Here is a 15,012-nt window from a genome sequence, read left to right on the forward strand (position 1 = left end):
TCACGCATGGCCGGTGGCGATCACCACCAGCCCCAACGGCCGTAACCACCCCAGTACGGGCCATACGGGCCCGGGCCCCACGGGCCATAGGGGTAGGGCACCACATCGACCTGGCGCTGTTCCGGCCACAGGTAGATCACATCGGCCGACAGCTTCGGCAGGCGATAGTCGTACTCCCCGATGCGGGTGTTCTGGTAGCCGTCGATCTTGCCGATGAAGGTCACGTCGCGGCCGGCTTCAAACACGGCCGGGTCGTAGAAGCCGGCGCGGCAGGCAATGAAGCGGCCGTCGCTGGCGTCGGACGAGGTGGTGTTCGGGCGGCCACTGGCGTTGAGGGGGCGCGAGATCATCTGGAAGCAGGTCTCGCCCTGGCCGGGCTTGGTCTCGATGATGCGACCACCCCATCGGACCGGCGTGCCGACCTGCTGGGTGGCGACCGAGTCGCGCGGGGAGACCAGGCTGAACTGTCCCTGCAGCGGCTTGGGGGCCGTGGCGCAGGCCGACAGGGCCAGCGTGGCCACAGCGGTGAGGAGGAACTTGGTGTTCATGGGGAGGCTCCGGAAGTCGGGCGATGCCTGCGCAGGTCCCGCAATAATGAAGCGAGGTCGGTGCAAGTTCCAGCGTAACGCGCGTCGGCGAAACGCTGGCTGAGTGCCAGCAGGGCGGGGTCGGGGCGCACGGCGTGTACCCGTCGTGACCAGTCGCATGCCGTCTCGTGGGGGGCGCGGGCCAGGCCAAGGCGCGCATAGCGCCGCCCCAGCCGGTGCCAGGCGCGCAGCAGTGGGTCGCGCTCGCGCTCGCCGCGGGCCAGCAGCCAGGCCATCCATGCCAATGCCAGCAGTGCGGCGACCACGAAGCCGGCCACCAGCTGCGCCGGCCCGAGATCATCCAGCCCGAACGGCCTGAGCAGCTGCTGCTGACGGCGTGCGTCGAAGGAAAGCACCAGGTCGTTCCAGCCACGGCGCAGCCAGTCACCCATCTGCCCCAGCTGCAGCCAGCGCTGCTGCAGCGGGGTGTCCGTGCCGGCCTGCAAGCGGTCGTCCAGCGTGTCCAGGATGCGTTCCGGTGCCACGGCCGCAGTCGGGTCCACCCGGACCCAGCCGCGCTGGGGCAGCCAGACTTCGGCCCAGGCGTGGGCGTCCATGCGCCGCACTACCCAGTAGTCCCCGATGCGGTTGCGGGTGCCACCTGCGAAGCCGGTCACCACCCGGGCCGGAATGCCGGCGTTGCGCATCAGCACCACGAAGGCCGAGCTGAAGTGCTGGCAGAAGCCGGCCTTGTAGTTGAACAGGAAATCGTCGACCGGATCGCGCCCGGCCACCGGGGTATCGAGCGTGTAGGAGAAGTCGCGGGTGATCCACTGCAGCGCTCGGCGGACGATGGCTTCGTCATCGTTGCCGGCCTCCTGCCGCCATTGCCGTGCCAGCTGGGCGGTGCGCGGATTGAAGCCGGGGGGAAGCTGCAGCGCGGCACGGCGCAGGTAGGGCGACAGATCGGTGTCGAACCGTTGCGGAGGCGCCGAATGCAATCGCCAGCGGCTGAGCGCGGACAGCGTGCGGTCGCTGCGCAGGCTCATGTCCGCATCGAAACTGCTGCCTTCCGGTGCGCGGCTGGGCAGGTCCAGGGCCACCAGCAGGCGACGGTCGGTGGGTTCGTAGTCGATCTGGTAGTCCCATCCCTGTGCGGCGGCTTCGACCACGGGGGCGGGGCGCCGGGCCGTCGCGCGATCGCGGCTCCAGCGGTGGCCATCGAAGGAAGTCAGCACCGGGCCGCGCCAATAGCGCTGCGCGGGCTCGGGCACCGCGCCGAAGAACTGCACGCGCAGCGCCGGGGTGTCGTCGGCCATCAGGTCCAGCCATTGGTCCGGCGCCATGCTGTCAGCCAGGCCGGGTGTACCCACCGCTCGTTCGGGTACGCCCCACAACGGCGTGGACAAGCGCGGGAACAGCCAGAAGCAGGCCAGTGCCAGCGGCAGGCCGATGCCAAGCAGGCGGCCGACGCCGCGCAGTTGACCGTGCAGTGGCAGGCGTGGGCTGCGGCCCTCGTCCTGGGCCAGGCGTTGCAGGGCCAGCAGTGCGGCAACCGCGGCCAGCGCGGCCAGTCCCGTGGTCAGCGGGCCCTGGTCGAGCAGGAAGGCCGCGAACGGCGAGAACAGCGCGAAACCGAGCAGGCTGCGCGCATCACGCAGGTTGCGCAGTTCGCTGGATTTGATGGCCAGCATCGCCGCCAGCAGCGCACAGCCGGTATCACGCCCCGGCCGCACCATGCCCATCTGCCAGACGATGGTGGCGAGCATGGCCAGCACCAGCAGCAGGCGCACCGGCATCGGCAGCACCCGCCGCCAGGAAAGCGCAGCGGTCAGCACGGCGGTGATCGCGATCACGACGGCCAGCACCGGCGGCAGCTGCAGCAGCAGTGGCAGCAGCGCCAGCGCTGCGCTGGCCAGGGTCCAGCTGCGGGCGTTGCGATCGAGCAGGACGGCAGGCTCAGTCATGGGGCATCAGCGCCAGTGCGCGCAGGCACAGGTGGTGGTGGCTGGCGCCCTGGCCGGGCCCGAACGGGGGATGGGCTGGAAGCAGCAGCGTGTAGCGCCGGCCTTCGCGCTCGGCCATGTCGACCCAGCGTGCCAACCGCGCGATGCGTGCTTCATGGCCCAGCGGCGCCAGCGTGCGCCAGTCCAGCACCACTTCGATGCCGATCGGCTTCTCGTATTCGCGTACCAGCAGGCTGTCGCGGCGTGCCGAGTGTTTCCAGGCAATGCTGCGCGGGGCGTCGCCGGCACGATAGGGGCGCAGCTGGTGCAGCTCTTCGCCACTGGCATGGGCGCGGGTGTGCAGTGGATCGCTGCCACTTTCCGGAAGGGGGGGTGCCAGTGCCTCGGCCAGTGGATAGACCAGCAGCGGCTGCTCCGGCCACACCCACGACCATGCCCGCACCAGCCCCAGCGGCTGCGTGCTGGACAGGCGGATGCGCGGCAGTTCCAGCCAGCCGCGGCGCTCGCTGGGGACATCCAGCTCCACTTCGCCGCGACCGTGTGCAGGCAGTGCGACCCACGCCTCGCTTGCGCTCAGCTGCAGGTGCAGCCCGTGGCGCGCGCGCGGGTCGCGCAACGACAGGTCCACGCGCAGGCGCAGGGGGTGCCCGGCCGGAACCGGCTCGGCGGAGATTGCATCGATCTGTATGCCGGACAGCTGCAGGTGCGCGGCAATGGCGCTGGCGATCGCTGCTGCGGCCAGCAACAGTGCCAGCAGCAGGGCCGGGTTGTTGTTGTAGTTCAATGCGCCCAGCAGCATCGCCGACAGCAGGGTGGCGACGAACAGGCCGAAGCGCGTCGGCAGTACATAGATGCGATGGCGATCCAGTCGCTGCGGCAGGGCTTCGGGCCTGCGTGGGCGTGCCAGCAGCTGCATGCGTGCCCAGCGTGTGGCCACCTTCAGTCCACCGCGACGGTCTGCAGGATCGCCCGCGCCAGTGCCGGCCCGGAGCTGGATTCGGCCTCCGCCACCAGGCGATGGCCGGCCACTGCCACGAACAGGGTCTGCACGTCTTCGGGCACCACATGCCCGCGGCCGAGCAGCAGTGCATGCGCCCTGGCGGCACGCAGCAGGGCCAGCCCGGCGCGCGGTGACAGGCCCACGCGTACGCCGGCATGCTGGCGGCTGCGGGTCAACAGTGCCTGCACGTAGTCGATCAGCGCGTCGCTGGCGTGTACCTGGCCAACGGCTTCACGCAGCGCACGCACCTGGGTGTCATCCAGCTTCGGCACCGCGCGGGCGATCAGGTCGCGGCGATCGCTGCCACGCAGCAGCTCGCGCTCGGCCTGCACGCTCGGGTAGCCCATCGCCAGCCGCAGCAGGAAACGATCGAGCTGCGAATCCGGCAACGGGAAGGTGCCGGACAGGTCGACCGGGTTCTGCGTGGCGATCACGAAGAATGGATCGGGCAGTGGATGCGTCTGTCCATCCAGGGTGACCTGCTGCTCGGCCATCGCCTCCAGCAACGCACTCTGCGTGCGCGGCGGTGCGCGGTTGATCTCATCGGCCAGCAGCACGTGGGTGAACACCGGGCCGGGGTGGAACTGGAACTGGCGGCTGCCGGCCTCGTACACCGATACGCCCAGTACGTCCGCCGGCAACAGGTCGGAAGTGAACTGCACGCGCTGGAAGCTGAGGCCGAGGCTGCTGGCCAATGCATGCGCCAGCGTGGTCTTGCCCAGCCCGGGCAGATCTTCGATGAGCAGGTGGCCGCCGGAAAGCAGGGCGACAAAGGCCAGCCTGACTTCCGGCACCTTGCCCAGTACCAGTGCGTTCACCTGATCCTGTGCCTCCCGCAGGGCCTGGCGCAGTTGATCGGTTAGCATGCTGGGATTGGGGGACGAGGCTGGCATGATCGTCTCAGGTCTGGAATCCACTCGATTATCCATAGAGCAATGCAAGGCGAACAGCGCGCGCGGGCAATATTTCTCTGGTTATGGACGCTGATCACAGCGGCCAAGCTGGTGGTGGCTGCACGCCTGCCGCTGTTCGTCGATGAGGCGTTCTATTGGCAGGAAGGCCAGCACCTGGCCGCCGCCTATTCCGACCTGCCGGGGTTGACAGCATGGCTTGCACGCCTGGGCGTGGAAATCGGTGGCCATCACGTGCTCGCATTGCGCCTGCCGTTCCTGGCCATCGGTGCGTTGCTGCCGTTGCTGGTGGTGCGCATCGCCACGCGCTGGTTTGGCAACGTCGCAGGGTGGCAGGCGGGCAGCCTGACCCTGCTGATGCCGCTGTCGGCCACGCTGGGCCTGCTGGCCGTGCCGGATGTGCCGATGGCGCTTGCGGCGGTGATCTGCCTGCACGCCGGTGCGCGCCTGCTGCACAACGTGGATGCGTCGTCGGCGATGAAGCTGGCGCTGGGCCTGCTGATCGGTGCGCTCAGCCACTACCGTTTCATTGGCGTCATCGGTGTCGGCTTCATTGCGCTGCTGGCGCTGCCGCAGGGCCGCCGCATGCTGGCCGACCCGCGCGTATGGGTGGCGCTGGCGGTGGGTGTACTGGCCTGGCTGCCGTTGCTGGCGTGGAATGCGGACAACCATGATGCCGGCCTGAAGTTCCAGGTGGTCGAGCGCCACCCGTGGACGTTCGAGTGGGAAGGGCTGTGGTTCCTGGTGATCCAGCCGATGCTGGTGACGCCGATCCTGTGCATCGCGATGTGGAAGGTCGCCCTGGCGGGTACCCGCAGTGGTGGTGGTGTGCGGGTGCAATGGCGCTATTTCGGCCTGGTGGGCGGGGTGTCGACGCTGGGCATCTTCCTGCTGGGCTTCTTCACCGATGTCGAGCGGATCAGTTTCCATTGGCCGTTGCCGGGCTACCTGGCGCTGCTGGTGGCCGTGCCGGTGGTCCTCAACGGCTGGCCACGCTGGCTGCGCCGCACCGGCTGGTGGCTGGCAGCTGCAGGCACCGTACTGGCTTTCGGCTACTACCTGATGGCGTCCACGCCGGCGCTGCGCGAGCAGATGGCCGGCAGCAAGTACTACCCGCGCAACTTTGCCGGCTGGCAGCCGCTGGCCGTGGCGGTGCGCGACGAACTGCGGCAGATGCCGCCGGGCACGCGTGTGCTGGCGGGCAACTTCAAGGTCGGTGCCGAACTGGGCTTCCAGCTGGGCAACGGTGATATCGAGGTGTTGCCGCACCCGCTCAACGACAAGCATGGGCGGACCGCACAGCTGGCACAGTGGGGCCTGCTGCACGAAGGCCCGCGCAGTGCGCCGATGCTGCTGGTGCTGTCACCCAGCGACCAGCGCTACCGCGATCTGCTGGCGCGCTATCACGCCATCTGCGAGCAGGTGGGGCCGTTGCCGGCGCCGCGCGTGGTCAGCAGCGATCATGGTTTCCAGCGCTTCCTGCTGTTCCAGCTGCCGGTGCAGCGCGCACAGGGGCCCTGCGTGACGCCGGCAATGGCCTGGCTGGATGCGCCGTCCAACGGTGAGAAGGTCTCCGGAACGCTCGCCATCAAGGGCTGGGCATTCAAGGATGGCGTGGGGTTGGCGCGCATCGAAGTGCTGGTCGATGGCCATTCGATTGGCGATGCGCGCTACGGGCGCATGTTCGACATCCGCCACACCTGGCCGGACAGCACCGATCCGCAACATCCGGCGGTGGGCTTCGACGCATCGCTGGATACCACCACGCTGGCGCCGGGGCGGCATTGGCTTGGCCTGCGCCTGCACGGCCGCGACGGCAGCGTGGAGGCGTGGCAGGAGCAGCCGTTCGAAGTTCGTTGAGGTCCCCTGGTCCTGTAGAGCCGAGCCGATGCTCGGCTGCTTCTGCTACAGATGGCGGGCAGCCTAAAAAAAAGACGGCCGAGCAAGGGCTCGGCTCCACCGTTCACGGCACCGCGAATCCAGCCCTGCGCAGCAGGCCGCACAGCGCGATCAGTGGCAGGCCGACCAGCGCGGTCGGGTCGCGGTTGTCGATTGCCTCGAACAGGCTGATGCCCAGGCCCTCGCACTTGAAGCTGCCGGCGCAGTCCAGCGGCTGCTCGGCGGCGACGTAGCGGATGATTTCCTGCGGGTCCAGCACGCGGAAGCGTACTTCGGTCAGATCCAGGGTGGCGAGGGATTCTCCATCCCGCCTGAGACTGATTGCCGTGTGAAAACGCACCGTCTGTCCGGACATTGCCGCCAGCTGCGCACAGGCCGCCTCGACCGTGCCCGGCTTGCCCAGCGGCTGGCCGTTCAGGTCGGCCACCTGGTCCGAGCCGATCACCCAGGCGCCCGGATGGCGGGCGGCCACGTCGGCGGCCTTGGCGGCGGCCAGGCGCGTGGCCAGGGCCAGCGGGGTCTCGGCGCCCAGAGGGGTTTCATCCACGTCCGGGCGTGCGCAGTCGAAGGGCAGGCCCAGCCGTTCCAGCAGTTCGCGACGGTAGCGGGAGGTGGAGGCCAGGACCAGTGACATGTGACAATACCGGGGCAGGGCGCGGCAGTCTGGCCCCTCCACGGCGCCAGCGGCAAGTGCTGCAGGGCGGGCATTTGACAGCGGGCGGTGCGATCCTTAGTATTCAGCGGCTTATGTCCGCGAACGTGCCCGAAACGCTGGATGCCTGGCGGATGGTTGTAGCGCGAAGGCGCTTCGACGGTCAGGTCTCCCTGGCTGAATTGACCCGCCTGCAGGGGTTGGTCGCAGATACCGACGGCGAGTGTGTCTACTCGCTTGAATTCGGTCGCGACGACGTCTTGCGGGTATCCTATGTGGAACTGACCATCGACACCGCGCTGCCGCTGACCTGTCAGCGCAGCATGCAGCGATTCCTGTTGCCGGTGAAGGTGACCCAGAGGCTTGGCCTGATCCGCGACGAGGACGAGGAATCGTCCCTGCCGGAGGAATACGAGGCGTTGCTGGTGCCGGAAGACGGCCAGCTGCGTCCGCTGGATCTGGTCGAGGACGAATTGGTGCTGGCGGTGCCCGTGGTGCCGCTGTCGCCCGACGGTGAAGCAGTCGACAAGGACTGGGCACCGAGCGAAGAAGAAACGAAGAAGGCCAACCCGTTTGCGGCGTTGGCAGCACTGAAGAAACAATAGCAGCCGGATTGTCGTCGGCGGCTGCGGCGAAAGCGAAAGTGTGCTGGGCGCTGGCGTCCTGCGCGACGATACGACGAAGCAAATCGAACCGAGTTTGGAGCAATCCCATGGCTGTGCAGAAATCCCGTGTCACCCCGTCCCGCCGCGGCATGCGTCGTGCCCACGACGCCCTGAGCGCCAAGCAGCTGTCGACCGACCCGACCACCGGCGAAGTGCACCTGCGTCACCACATCACTGCCGACGGTTTCTACCGCGGCAAGAAGGTCATCCAGACCAAGACCTCGGCCGTCGAAGAAGATTGATGTGCCGGAAGGCCGCTGCCTCCGGGCAGCGGCCTTTGCCTTCTTTCCCGGGCGTGCCGGTGATCGGCGGCCCGCGCAACAGGAAACATGATGAGCAAGCGGATCTATTCGAGGATCGCGGGCACCGGTAGCTATTTGCCGGAAAAAGTCCTGACCAACGCCGACCTGGAAAAAATGGTCGAAACCTCGGATGAGTGGATCCAGTCGCGCACCGGCATTCGTGAACGGCACATCGCGGCCGAAGGCGAAACCACCAGCGACCTTGGCTACAACGCCGCCCTGCGCGCGCTTGAAGCCGCAGGCATCGATGCCTCGCAGCTCGACATGATCGTGGTCGGCACGACCACCCCTGATCTCATTTTCCCGTCCACCGCGTGCCTGATCCAGGCCAAGCTCGGTGTGGCCGGGTGCCCCGCCTTCGACGTCAACGCAGCCTGTTCCGGCTTCGTGTTCGCGCTGGGCGTGGCCGACAAGTTCATCCGCTCCGGCGACTGCAAGCACGTGCTGGTGATCGGCACCGAAACGCTGACCCGCATGGTCGACTGGAACGATCGCACCACCTGCGTGCTGTTCGGCGATGGCGCCGGCGCCGTCGTGCTCAAGGCCGACGAAGACACCGGCATCCTCAGCACCCACCTGCATGCCGATGGCAGCAAGAAGGAACTGCTGTGGAACCCGGTCGGCGTTTCGACCGGCTTCAAGGACGGCGCCAACGGTGGCGGCACCATCAACATGAAGGGCAACGACGTGTTCAAGTACGCCGTCAAGGCGCTGGACTCGGTCGTGGACGAGACCCTGGCCGCCAACGGCCTGGACAAGTCCGACCTGGACTGGCTGATCCCGCACCAGGCCAACCTGCGCATCATCGAAGCCACCGCCAAGCGGCTGGAGATGTCGATGGACCAGGTCGTGGTGACCGTCGACAAGCACGGCAACACCTCCTCCGGCTCGGTGCCGCTGGCGCTGGATGCCGCGGTGCGTTCGGGCAAGGTCGAGCGTGGCCAGTTGCTGCTGCTGGAGGCCTTCGGCGGCGGCTTCACCTGGGGTTCGGCCCTGCTGCGCTATTGATAGTGCAAGTTGCGACAATGTGAAGTCTTGTCGTTACGGCCCCTCCGGGGCCGTAACGCGTTTAAGGAGGACCTGTCATGGTTGAGCCCATCGTCATCGAAGGGCAACGTGCCTGGCTGAAGCAGTACGGCAAGGGAAGCCGGGCAATGGCCCTGGGCCTGCTCAATTTTGTTGCGCGCCGTTTCCATCTGGATGCGCTGCGCCCGCCGCCGCACCGCGGTGGCGACGCCGCACGCGAAACCGAGGCCCGCCGCCTCGCGGAACTGCAGGCGCAGGGTGTGAACGTGCCGGACGTACTGGGCACCGGTCATGCCGCGCTGGTGATCGGCGACAACGGCAGCTCGTTCAATACCTGCCTGCGCGAAGCCGACGAAGCCGGTCGCGATCGGCTGGTGATGGCGGCGATGCTGGCCATTGCTGAAGCTCATGCCCGCGGCGCCTATTTCGGCCAGCCGTTGCCGCGCAACCTCACATGGGATGGCGAGAAGGTCGGCTTCATCGATTTCGAGGAAGATCCGCTGGAAGTGATGGATCTGTCCGAAGCGCAGGCCCGCGACTGGCTGATGTTCGGCTACGGCGTGGCCAAGTACTACGCCGACCGCCCCGGGCACCTGCAGGCGATGATGGCCGAGGCGATGGGTGACGTTCAGGCGCCGGTGCGCGAGCACGTGCATGCGGTCAGCGGCCGCCTGCGCAGCCTGGCACGGGTCTGCATGAAGCTGGGCCGTTCGGCGCGCGCGCTGGCCCATTCCATCTTCATCGCCCACGGCGCCAGCACCGCCGGCGTGTTGATGCTGGTGGGCCTGTGCGTGGATTTCCTCGCCGACGGCGACCTGGACGTCCTGCAGCTGTTCTGCTGAGGCTGATAGGGGTCAGATCCCTTTTCCGCAGGAAAAGGGATCTGACCCCGTTGCGCTTGCCCGGCCATTCACCATACGCGTGCATACGCGCACGTACAGACGACACGGCATGTTCCCCCTTATCATGGCCCGCTTCGATTGCAACAAGCGGATGACCGCGTGACCGTATCCACCCTCGCTTTTGTCTTCCCCGGCCAGGGCTCGCAGTCTGTGGGCATGGTGGCCGAGCTGGCCGAACTGCACCCACAGGTGCGTGAAGCCTTCACCGAGGCATCCGATGGTGCCGGCGTCGACCTGTGGGCGCTGTCCCAGGGCGGCCCGGAGGAAATGCTCAACCGTACCGAATACACCCAGCCGGCCCTGCTGGCCGCGAGCATCGGCGTGTGGCGCGCCTGGAACGCCGTGGGCGGTCCGCGCCCGTCGGTATTGGCCGGCCACAGCCTGGGCGAGTACACCGCCCTGGTTGCCGCAGGCGCACTGAGCCTGCATGACGGTGCGCACCTGGTGCGCCTGCGCGGCCAGCTGATGCAGGAAGCCGCACCGGCCGGTGTCGGCGCCATGGCCGCCGTGCTCGGCGCTGAAGACCAGCTGGTGCTGGACGTCTGCGCCGAAGCGGCAGGCAGCCAGGTGGTGGTGCCGGCCAACTTCAATTCGCCGGGCCAGATCGTGATCGGTGGCGACGCCGACGCGGTCGACCGTGCGCTGGCGCTGCTGGCCGAGAAGGGCGTGCGCAAGGCGGTCAAGCTGGCCGTCAGCGTGCCCTCGCACACCCCGCTCATGCGCGAAGCCGCCAGCCGTCTGGCCGAAGTGATGGCCGGCCTGTCCTGGCACGCGCCGCAGCTGCCGGTGGTGCAGAACGTCGACGCCCAGGTGCACAGCGGCATCGACGCGATCCGCACCGCGCTGGTCCAGCAGCTGTACCAGCCGGTACAGTGGACCGGGTGCGTGCAGGCGCTGGCTGCCCGTGGCGTCACCCGGATCGCCGAGTGCGGCCCGGGCAAGGTGCTGACCGGCCTGGTCAAGCGCATCGACAAGGCCATCGACGGCCGTTCGCTGGCCACGCCGGGCGACTTCGAAGCCGCCCGCGAGGCATGGTCGGCCTGATCCCCCCTGTTCCTGCCGACCGTACCGGTGGCCGCGGCAAGCGGCACGGGTGCGGCGGTCGCCCCAGCCTGAGGAAAACATCATGAGCAAGCCCCTGCAGGGTGAAATCGCACTGGTCACCGGCGCCAGCCGTGGCATCGGTGCCGCCATCGCCGATCTGCTGGTCGCCCAGGGCGCCACCGTCATCGGTACCGCCACCACTGAATCCGGCGCTGCCGCGATCGGCGAACGCCTGGCCGCCCACGGTGGTCACGGCCGCGCGCTGAACGTCACCGATGCCGCCGCGCTGGACAGCGTGCTCGATGGCATCGCCAAGGAATTCGGCCCGATCTCGATCCTGGTCAACAATGCCGGCATCACCCGCGACAACCTGCTCATGCGCATGAAGGACGAGGACTGGGCGTCGATCATCGACACCAACCTGACCAGCGTGTTCCGCACCAGCAAGGCGGTGATGCGCGGCATGATGAAGGCGCGCAAGGGCCGCATCATCAACATCGCATCGGTGGTGGGCGTGACCGGCAATGCCGGCCAAGCCAACTACGCCGCGGCCAAGGCGGGCATCATCGGCTTCAGCAAGTCGCTGGCCAAGGAAATCGGTTCGCGCGGCGTCACCGTCAATGTTGTCGCACCTGGCTTCATCGACACCGACATGACCAAGGCGTTGCCGGAAGAAGCGCGCACCGCGCTGATCAACGACATCGCCCTCGAACGCCTGGGGTCGCCGGAAGACATCGCCCATGCGGTGGCCTTCCTGGCCAGCCCGGCTGCCGGTTACATCACCGGCGAAACCCTCCATGTGAACGGCGGCATGTACATGCCGTAAGCAAGGGGCGCAGGGATTGCGCCGCAAGTGGTTGATCTGCGGAGGTTTTTGCTGCAATGCAAGGCCGCGCCGGTTTCCACTACACTATCCCACGGCCATCGCCTTTGATGGCGACCACTTTTGAACCACAACTCCATCTGGAGCGAGATCCCATGAGCACCATCGAAGAACGCGTCAAGAAAATCGTCGTCGAACAGCTTGGCGTCAAGGAAGAAGAAGTCACCAACAGCGCATCGTTCGTCGATGACCTGGGCGCTGACTCGCTGGACACCGTCGAGCTGGTGATGGCCCTGGAAGAAGAATTCGAGTGCGAGATCCCGGACGAAGAAGCCGAGAAGATCAGCACCGTGCAGGCCGCCATCGACTACATCAAGGCCCACGTCAAGGCCTGATGTCAGACGGCAGTGCGCGCGCGGGCCCACGCTCGCCGCGCACCGCACCCCATGGGGCCGCAGTTGCGGCCCCGTGTGTTTGAGCATCACACCGAAGCAAACCGAGTTGCCCGTTGAAATCAGCCGGGTCAGGAGAATCAGCAATGAAGCGTCGCGTCGTCGTAACCGGCCTGGGTATCGTCTCGCCGTTGGGCAATGATCTGGCCAGCAGCTGGGAAGGCATCACCCACGGTCGTTCGGGCATCGGTCCGCTGACCAACGTTGCGGATGCCTATCTGGATCGGTTCACCACCAAGATTGCAGGTGAGGTCAAGGGATTCGACATCACCGCCGACAATGAATTGTTCGGCAAGTTCCGGGTCAGCGGCAAGGATGCCAAGAAGATGGACCCGTTCATCCATTACGGCCTCGGTGCCTCGTTCATGGCCCTGCACGACTCGGGCCTGGAGATCACCGACGCCAATGCCGAGCGCATCGGCGCCATCGTCGGCGCCGGCATCGGCGGCCTGCTCGGCATCGAAGAGCAGACCATCGAGTTCCACGAGGGCAAGAAGATCTCGCCCTTCTACGTGCCAAAGACCATCATCAACATGCTGCCGGGCCAGCTGAGCATCATCACCGGCCTGAAGGGCCCGTCGTTCTCGGCGGTGTCGGCCTGCGCGACCTCGAACCATTCGATCGGTACCGCGATGCGCATGATCCAGTACGGCGACGCCGACGTGATGGTGGTTGGCGGTGCCGAGCGTGGCTCGTCGCCGACCGCGCTGGGCGGCTTCTGCGCGATGAAGGCCATGAGTACCCGCAACGACGCCCCGGAACAGGCCTCCCGCCCATGGGACAAGGACCGTGACGGCTTCGTGCTGGGCGACGGCGCCGGCATCCTGATCCTGGAAGAGTACGAGCACGCCAAGGCGCGTGGCGCGAAGATCTACTGTGAACTGGCCGGCTTCGGCGCAAGCTCCGACGCGTACCACATGACCGCACCGAGCGAGAACGGCGAAGGCGCCGCGCGCTGCATGGCCATGGCCATGAAGGACGCGGGCGTGAGCCCGGAACAGGTGGGCTACCTCAACGCGCACGGTACCTCCACGCCGCTGGGCGACCTGGGCGAGACCATGGCGATGAAGACCGCCTTCGGCGACCACGCCTACAAGATGATGGTCAGCTCCACCAAGTCGATGACCGGCCACCTGCTGGGTGCTGCCGGCGGCGTGGAAGCGATCTTCTCGGTGATGGCACTGCAGGACAACGTCATCCCGCCGACCATCAACCTGCAGCAGCCGGGCGAAGGCTGCGACCTGGACTACGTGCCCAACGAAGCGCGCCAGGCCAAGGTCGACGTGGTGATGTCCAATGGCTTCGGCTTCGGCGGCACCAACGGCACGCTGGTCTTCAAGCGCGTCTGACCGAGTTGTAGCGTCGGGCCATGCTCGACGCCGCGTTCTACGGAGCCGCCGCAAGGCGGCTTCCGTGCATCTGAACCCCCGAACTGGCCGCCATGACCCACGCACCGCTGATCCACCCGCTGCCGCACCCGATCGATCTGCTGGCCCTGCAGCAGCATGACCCGGCGCGCTTCCCGCTGCTGATGGAATCCACTGCCTCGGGCACCGCGCAGGGCCGCTGGAGCCTGCTGCTGGCCACGCAGGGCGACTGCCTGCGGCTGGATGCCGATGGCCAGGTGCGCGACCAGCACGACGCGGTGCACGCCGGCAGCTTCCTGCAGGTGCTGGACCGTGCCTGGCAGCGCGAACGCCTGCTGCATGACGGCAGCCACAGCCTGCCGTTCCGCGGCGGCTGGGCGCTGATGCTGGACTACGAAGTGGCCAGCCAGATCGAACCGGTGCTGCCGGCGCGTGCGCGCGAGGACGGCCGCCCGACCGCGCTGGCGCTGCGCTGCCCGGCCGCGGTGCTGCATGACCATCACAACGGCGCCAGCTTCGTCATCGCCGAGGCCGGCGAGCAGGCGTTGCTGGATGCGCTGGTGGCACTGGCCTCGGCCGCGCTGCCCGAGGCCGGGCAGGGCTGGCAGCCGCCGCAGGCGGTGGGCGAGGATGCGCCGCAGCGCTTCACCGACGGCGTGCGCCGGGTGATCGAGTACCTGCGTGCCGGCGACGTGTTCCAGGTGAACCTGTCGCGGCGCTGGAGCGCGCAGTTCGCTGCGCCGGTCAGCCCGCAGGCGCTGTACGCGCAGCTGCGCCGCGCCAACCCGGCACCGTTCGCCGGCCTGTTCAGCGCGCACGGCCGCCATGTGGTCAGTTCCTCGCCGGAGCGGCTGGTGTCGGTGCATGCCGGCCACGCGCAGACCCGTCCGATTGCCGGCACGCGTCCGCGCTTCGAGGGGGACGATGATGCCGCACGCATCCAGGAGCTGGTCGGCCACCCCAAGGAGCGCGCCGAGCACGTGATGCTGATCGACCTGGAGCGCAACGACCTGGGCCGCATCTGCATGCCCGGTACCGTGGTGGTCGACGAGCTGATGACCGTGGAGAGCTACGCGCACGTGCACCACATCGTCAGCAACGTCAGCGGCCACCTGCGCCCGGAGGTCACCCCCGGCGAGGTGATCGCCGCCACGTTCCCCGGTGGCACCATCACCGGCTGCCCCAAGGTGCGCTGCATGCAGATCATCAGCGAGCTGGAGCAGGTGCCGCGCGGCGCCTACACCGGCGCGTTCGGCTGGCTGAACCGCGATGGCGACCTGGACCTGAACATCCTGATCCGCACCGCCGAAGTGGATGGCCACCAGGTCAGCTTCCGCACCGGCGCCGGCATCGTGGTCGATTCGGACCCGGACAAGGAACTGGACGAGACCCGCGCCAAGGCCCGCGGCCTGCTGCGCGCGCTCGGCCAGCAGGGCTGATCCGGTCGGGGTCGGATCCCTTGCGCACCGCGCGAG

Annotated in this window: 15 protein-coding genes; 10 read left to right on the forward strand and 5 right to left on the reverse strand. The window is 67.7% G+C overall.

Annotated features, from left to right (window positions below; genetic code table 11):
* Positions 1–20 precede the first annotated feature (20 nt).
* The 4 genes from AC5P7F_RS06960 to AC5P7F_RS06975 are packed head-to-tail and all read right to left on the reverse strand — an operon-like array spanning position 21 to position 4,387.
* Positions 21–548 (reverse strand): Slp family lipoprotein, encoded by a 528-nt coding sequence (locus AC5P7F_RS06960; RefSeq protein WP_014036182.1) that lies wholly within the window; start codon positions 546–548, stop codon positions 21–23.
* A complete protein-coding gene (locus AC5P7F_RS06965; protein ID WP_046429192.1) occupies positions 545–2,494 on the reverse strand; it encodes a transglutaminase TgpA family protein in 1,950 nt (649 codons plus the stop codon). The genes AC5P7F_RS06960 and AC5P7F_RS06965 overlap by 4 nt, the downstream gene beginning before the upstream one ends.
* Positions 2,487–3,410, reverse strand: a complete 924-nt coding sequence (locus tag AC5P7F_RS06970) for a DUF58 domain-containing protein (protein ID WP_164077256.1) — start codon at positions 3,408–3,410, stop codon at positions 2,487–2,489. Before AC5P7F_RS06970 ends, AC5P7F_RS06965 begins: the two co-directional genes overlap by 8 nt.
* Positions 3,411–3,433: 23 nt before the next feature.
* Positions 3,434–4,387, reverse strand: coding sequence for an AAA family ATPase (locus tag AC5P7F_RS06975; RefSeq protein ID WP_032958559.1), 954 nt, complete (start codon positions 4,385–4,387; stop codon positions 3,434–3,436).
* Positions 4,388–4,429: 42 nt separating this feature from the next.
* On the opposite strand from AC5P7F_RS06975, the gene AC5P7F_RS06980 reads away from it, so the two are divergent.
* A complete protein-coding gene (locus AC5P7F_RS06980) occupies positions 4,430–6,265 on the forward strand; it encodes a glycosyltransferase family 39 protein (protein ID WP_046429196.1) in 1,836 nt (611 codons plus the stop codon).
* Between the two features lie 103 nt (positions 6,266–6,368).
* On the opposite strand, the gene AC5P7F_RS06985 is transcribed toward AC5P7F_RS06980, so the two are convergent.
* The gene (locus AC5P7F_RS06985) at positions 6,369–6,938 is read right to left on the reverse strand and encodes a Maf family protein (protein WP_046429198.1); all 570 of its coding nucleotides are present in this window, start codon (positions 6,936–6,938) and stop codon (positions 6,369–6,371) included.
* Between the two features lie 113 nt (positions 6,939–7,051).
* Here AC5P7F_RS06985 and AC5P7F_RS06990 point away from each other — a divergent pair, with 113 nt between their 5' ends.
* The 9 genes from AC5P7F_RS06990 to AC5P7F_RS07030 all read left to right on the forward strand — a co-directional run bounded on the left by AC5P7F_RS06990 (position 7,052) and on the right by AC5P7F_RS07030 (position 14,976).
* Positions 7,052–7,561, forward strand: a complete 510-nt coding sequence (locus tag AC5P7F_RS06990; RefSeq protein WP_049404889.1) for a YceD family protein — start codon at positions 7,052–7,054, stop codon at positions 7,559–7,561.
* A gap of 107 nt (positions 7,562–7,668) precedes the next feature.
* Entirely contained in the window at positions 7,669–7,863 is a 195-nt protein-coding gene (gene rpmF / locus AC5P7F_RS06995; RefSeq protein ID WP_004154640.1) for a 50S ribosomal protein L32, read from the forward strand.
* Positions 7,864–7,953: 90 nt separating this feature from the next.
* Positions 7,954–8,931, forward strand: a complete 978-nt coding sequence (locus AC5P7F_RS07000) for a beta-ketoacyl-ACP synthase III (protein ID WP_014646186.1) — start codon at positions 7,954–7,956, stop codon at positions 8,929–8,931.
* A 77-nt stretch (positions 8,932–9,008) separates the two neighbouring features.
* Positions 9,009–9,791: a BUD32 family EKC/KEOPS complex subunit gene (locus tag AC5P7F_RS07005; protein WP_014646187.1), complete on the forward strand. Its 783-nt coding sequence runs from the start codon at positions 9,009–9,011 to the stop codon at positions 9,789–9,791.
* A 159-nt stretch (positions 9,792–9,950) separates the two neighbouring features.
* Positions 9,951–10,895 carry an ACP S-malonyltransferase gene (gene fabD / locus AC5P7F_RS07010; protein WP_495204144.1) on the forward strand — a complete coding sequence of 315 codons (945 nt, stop codon included), beginning with the start codon at positions 9,951–9,953 and terminating at the stop codon, positions 10,893–10,895.
* An 82-nt stretch (positions 10,896–10,977) separates the two neighbouring features.
* Positions 10,978–11,721, forward strand: coding sequence for a 3-oxoacyl-ACP reductase FabG (gene fabG, locus AC5P7F_RS07015; protein ID WP_164077250.1), 744 nt, complete (start codon positions 10,978–10,980; stop codon positions 11,719–11,721).
* 152 nt (positions 11,722–11,873) lie between these two features.
* Complete coding sequence (gene acpP, locus AC5P7F_RS07020) at positions 11,874–12,113, forward strand: acyl carrier protein (protein ID WP_005415509.1); 240 nt, start codon at positions 11,874–11,876, stop codon at positions 12,111–12,113.
* A gap of 143 nt (positions 12,114–12,256) precedes the next feature.
* Complete coding sequence (gene fabF, locus AC5P7F_RS07025; protein WP_134808562.1) at positions 12,257–13,519, forward strand: beta-ketoacyl-ACP synthase II; 1,263 nt, start codon at positions 12,257–12,259, stop codon at positions 13,517–13,519.
* A 92-nt stretch (positions 13,520–13,611) separates the two neighbouring features.
* Positions 13,612–14,976, forward strand: coding sequence for an aminodeoxychorismate synthase component I (locus AC5P7F_RS07030; protein WP_164077249.1), 1,365 nt, complete (start codon positions 13,612–13,614; stop codon positions 14,974–14,976).
* Positions 14,977–15,012: the final 36 nt, after the last annotated feature.

The organism is Stenotrophomonas sp. YJH_SMC_105-26 (genome assembly GCF_059368915.1).

What these genes read in the sequence shown, in the direction of transcription:
- AC5P7F_RS06990 (WP_049404889.1), top strand. Translation starts at nt 7,052, where the DNA reads ATGTCCGCGAACGTGCCCGAAACGCTGGATGCCTGGCGGATGGTTGTA.
- fabG (WP_164077250.1), top strand. Translation starts at nt 10,978, where the DNA reads ATGAGCAAGCCCCTGCAGGGTGAAATCGCACTGGTCACCGGCGCCAGC.
- AC5P7F_RS06960 (WP_014036182.1), bottom strand. Translation starts at nt 548, where the DNA reads ATGAACACCAAGTTCCTCCTCACCGCTGTGGCCACGCTGGCCCTGTCG.
- AC5P7F_RS06980 (WP_046429196.1), top strand. Translation starts at nt 4,430, where the DNA reads ATGCAAGGCGAACAGCGCGCGCGGGCAATATTTCTCTGGTTATGGACG.
- fabF (WP_134808562.1), top strand. Translation starts at nt 12,257, where the DNA reads ATGAAGCGTCGCGTCGTCGTAACCGGCCTGGGTATCGTCTCGCCGTTG.
- acpP (WP_005415509.1), top strand. Translation starts at nt 11,874, where the DNA reads ATGAGCACCATCGAAGAACGCGTCAAGAAAATCGTCGTCGAACAGCTT.
- AC5P7F_RS07005 (WP_014646187.1), top strand. Translation starts at nt 9,009, where the DNA reads ATGGTTGAGCCCATCGTCATCGAAGGGCAACGTGCCTGGCTGAAGCAG.
- rpmF (WP_004154640.1), top strand. Translation starts at nt 7,669, where the DNA reads ATGGCTGTGCAGAAATCCCGTGTCACCCCGTCCCGCCGCGGCATGCGT.
- AC5P7F_RS06970 (WP_164077256.1), bottom strand. Translation starts at nt 3,410, where the DNA reads ATGCAGCTGCTGGCACGCCCACGCAGGCCCGAAGCCCTGCCGCAGCGA.
- AC5P7F_RS07000 (WP_014646186.1), top strand. Translation starts at nt 7,954, where the DNA reads ATGAGCAAGCGGATCTATTCGAGGATCGCGGGCACCGGTAGCTATTTG.
- AC5P7F_RS06965 (WP_046429192.1), bottom strand. Translation starts at nt 2,494, where the DNA reads ATGACTGAGCCTGCCGTCCTGCTCGATCGCAACGCCCGCAGCTGGACC.
- AC5P7F_RS07030 (WP_164077249.1), top strand. Translation starts at nt 13,612, where the DNA reads ATGACCCACGCACCGCTGATCCACCCGCTGCCGCACCCGATCGATCTG.
- AC5P7F_RS06975 (WP_032958559.1), bottom strand. Translation starts at nt 4,387, where the DNA reads ATGCCAGCCTCGTCCCCCAATCCCAGCATGCTAACCGATCAACTGCGC.
- AC5P7F_RS06985 (WP_046429198.1), bottom strand. Translation starts at nt 6,938, where the DNA reads ATGTCACTGGTCCTGGCCTCCACCTCCCGCTACCGTCGCGAACTGCTG.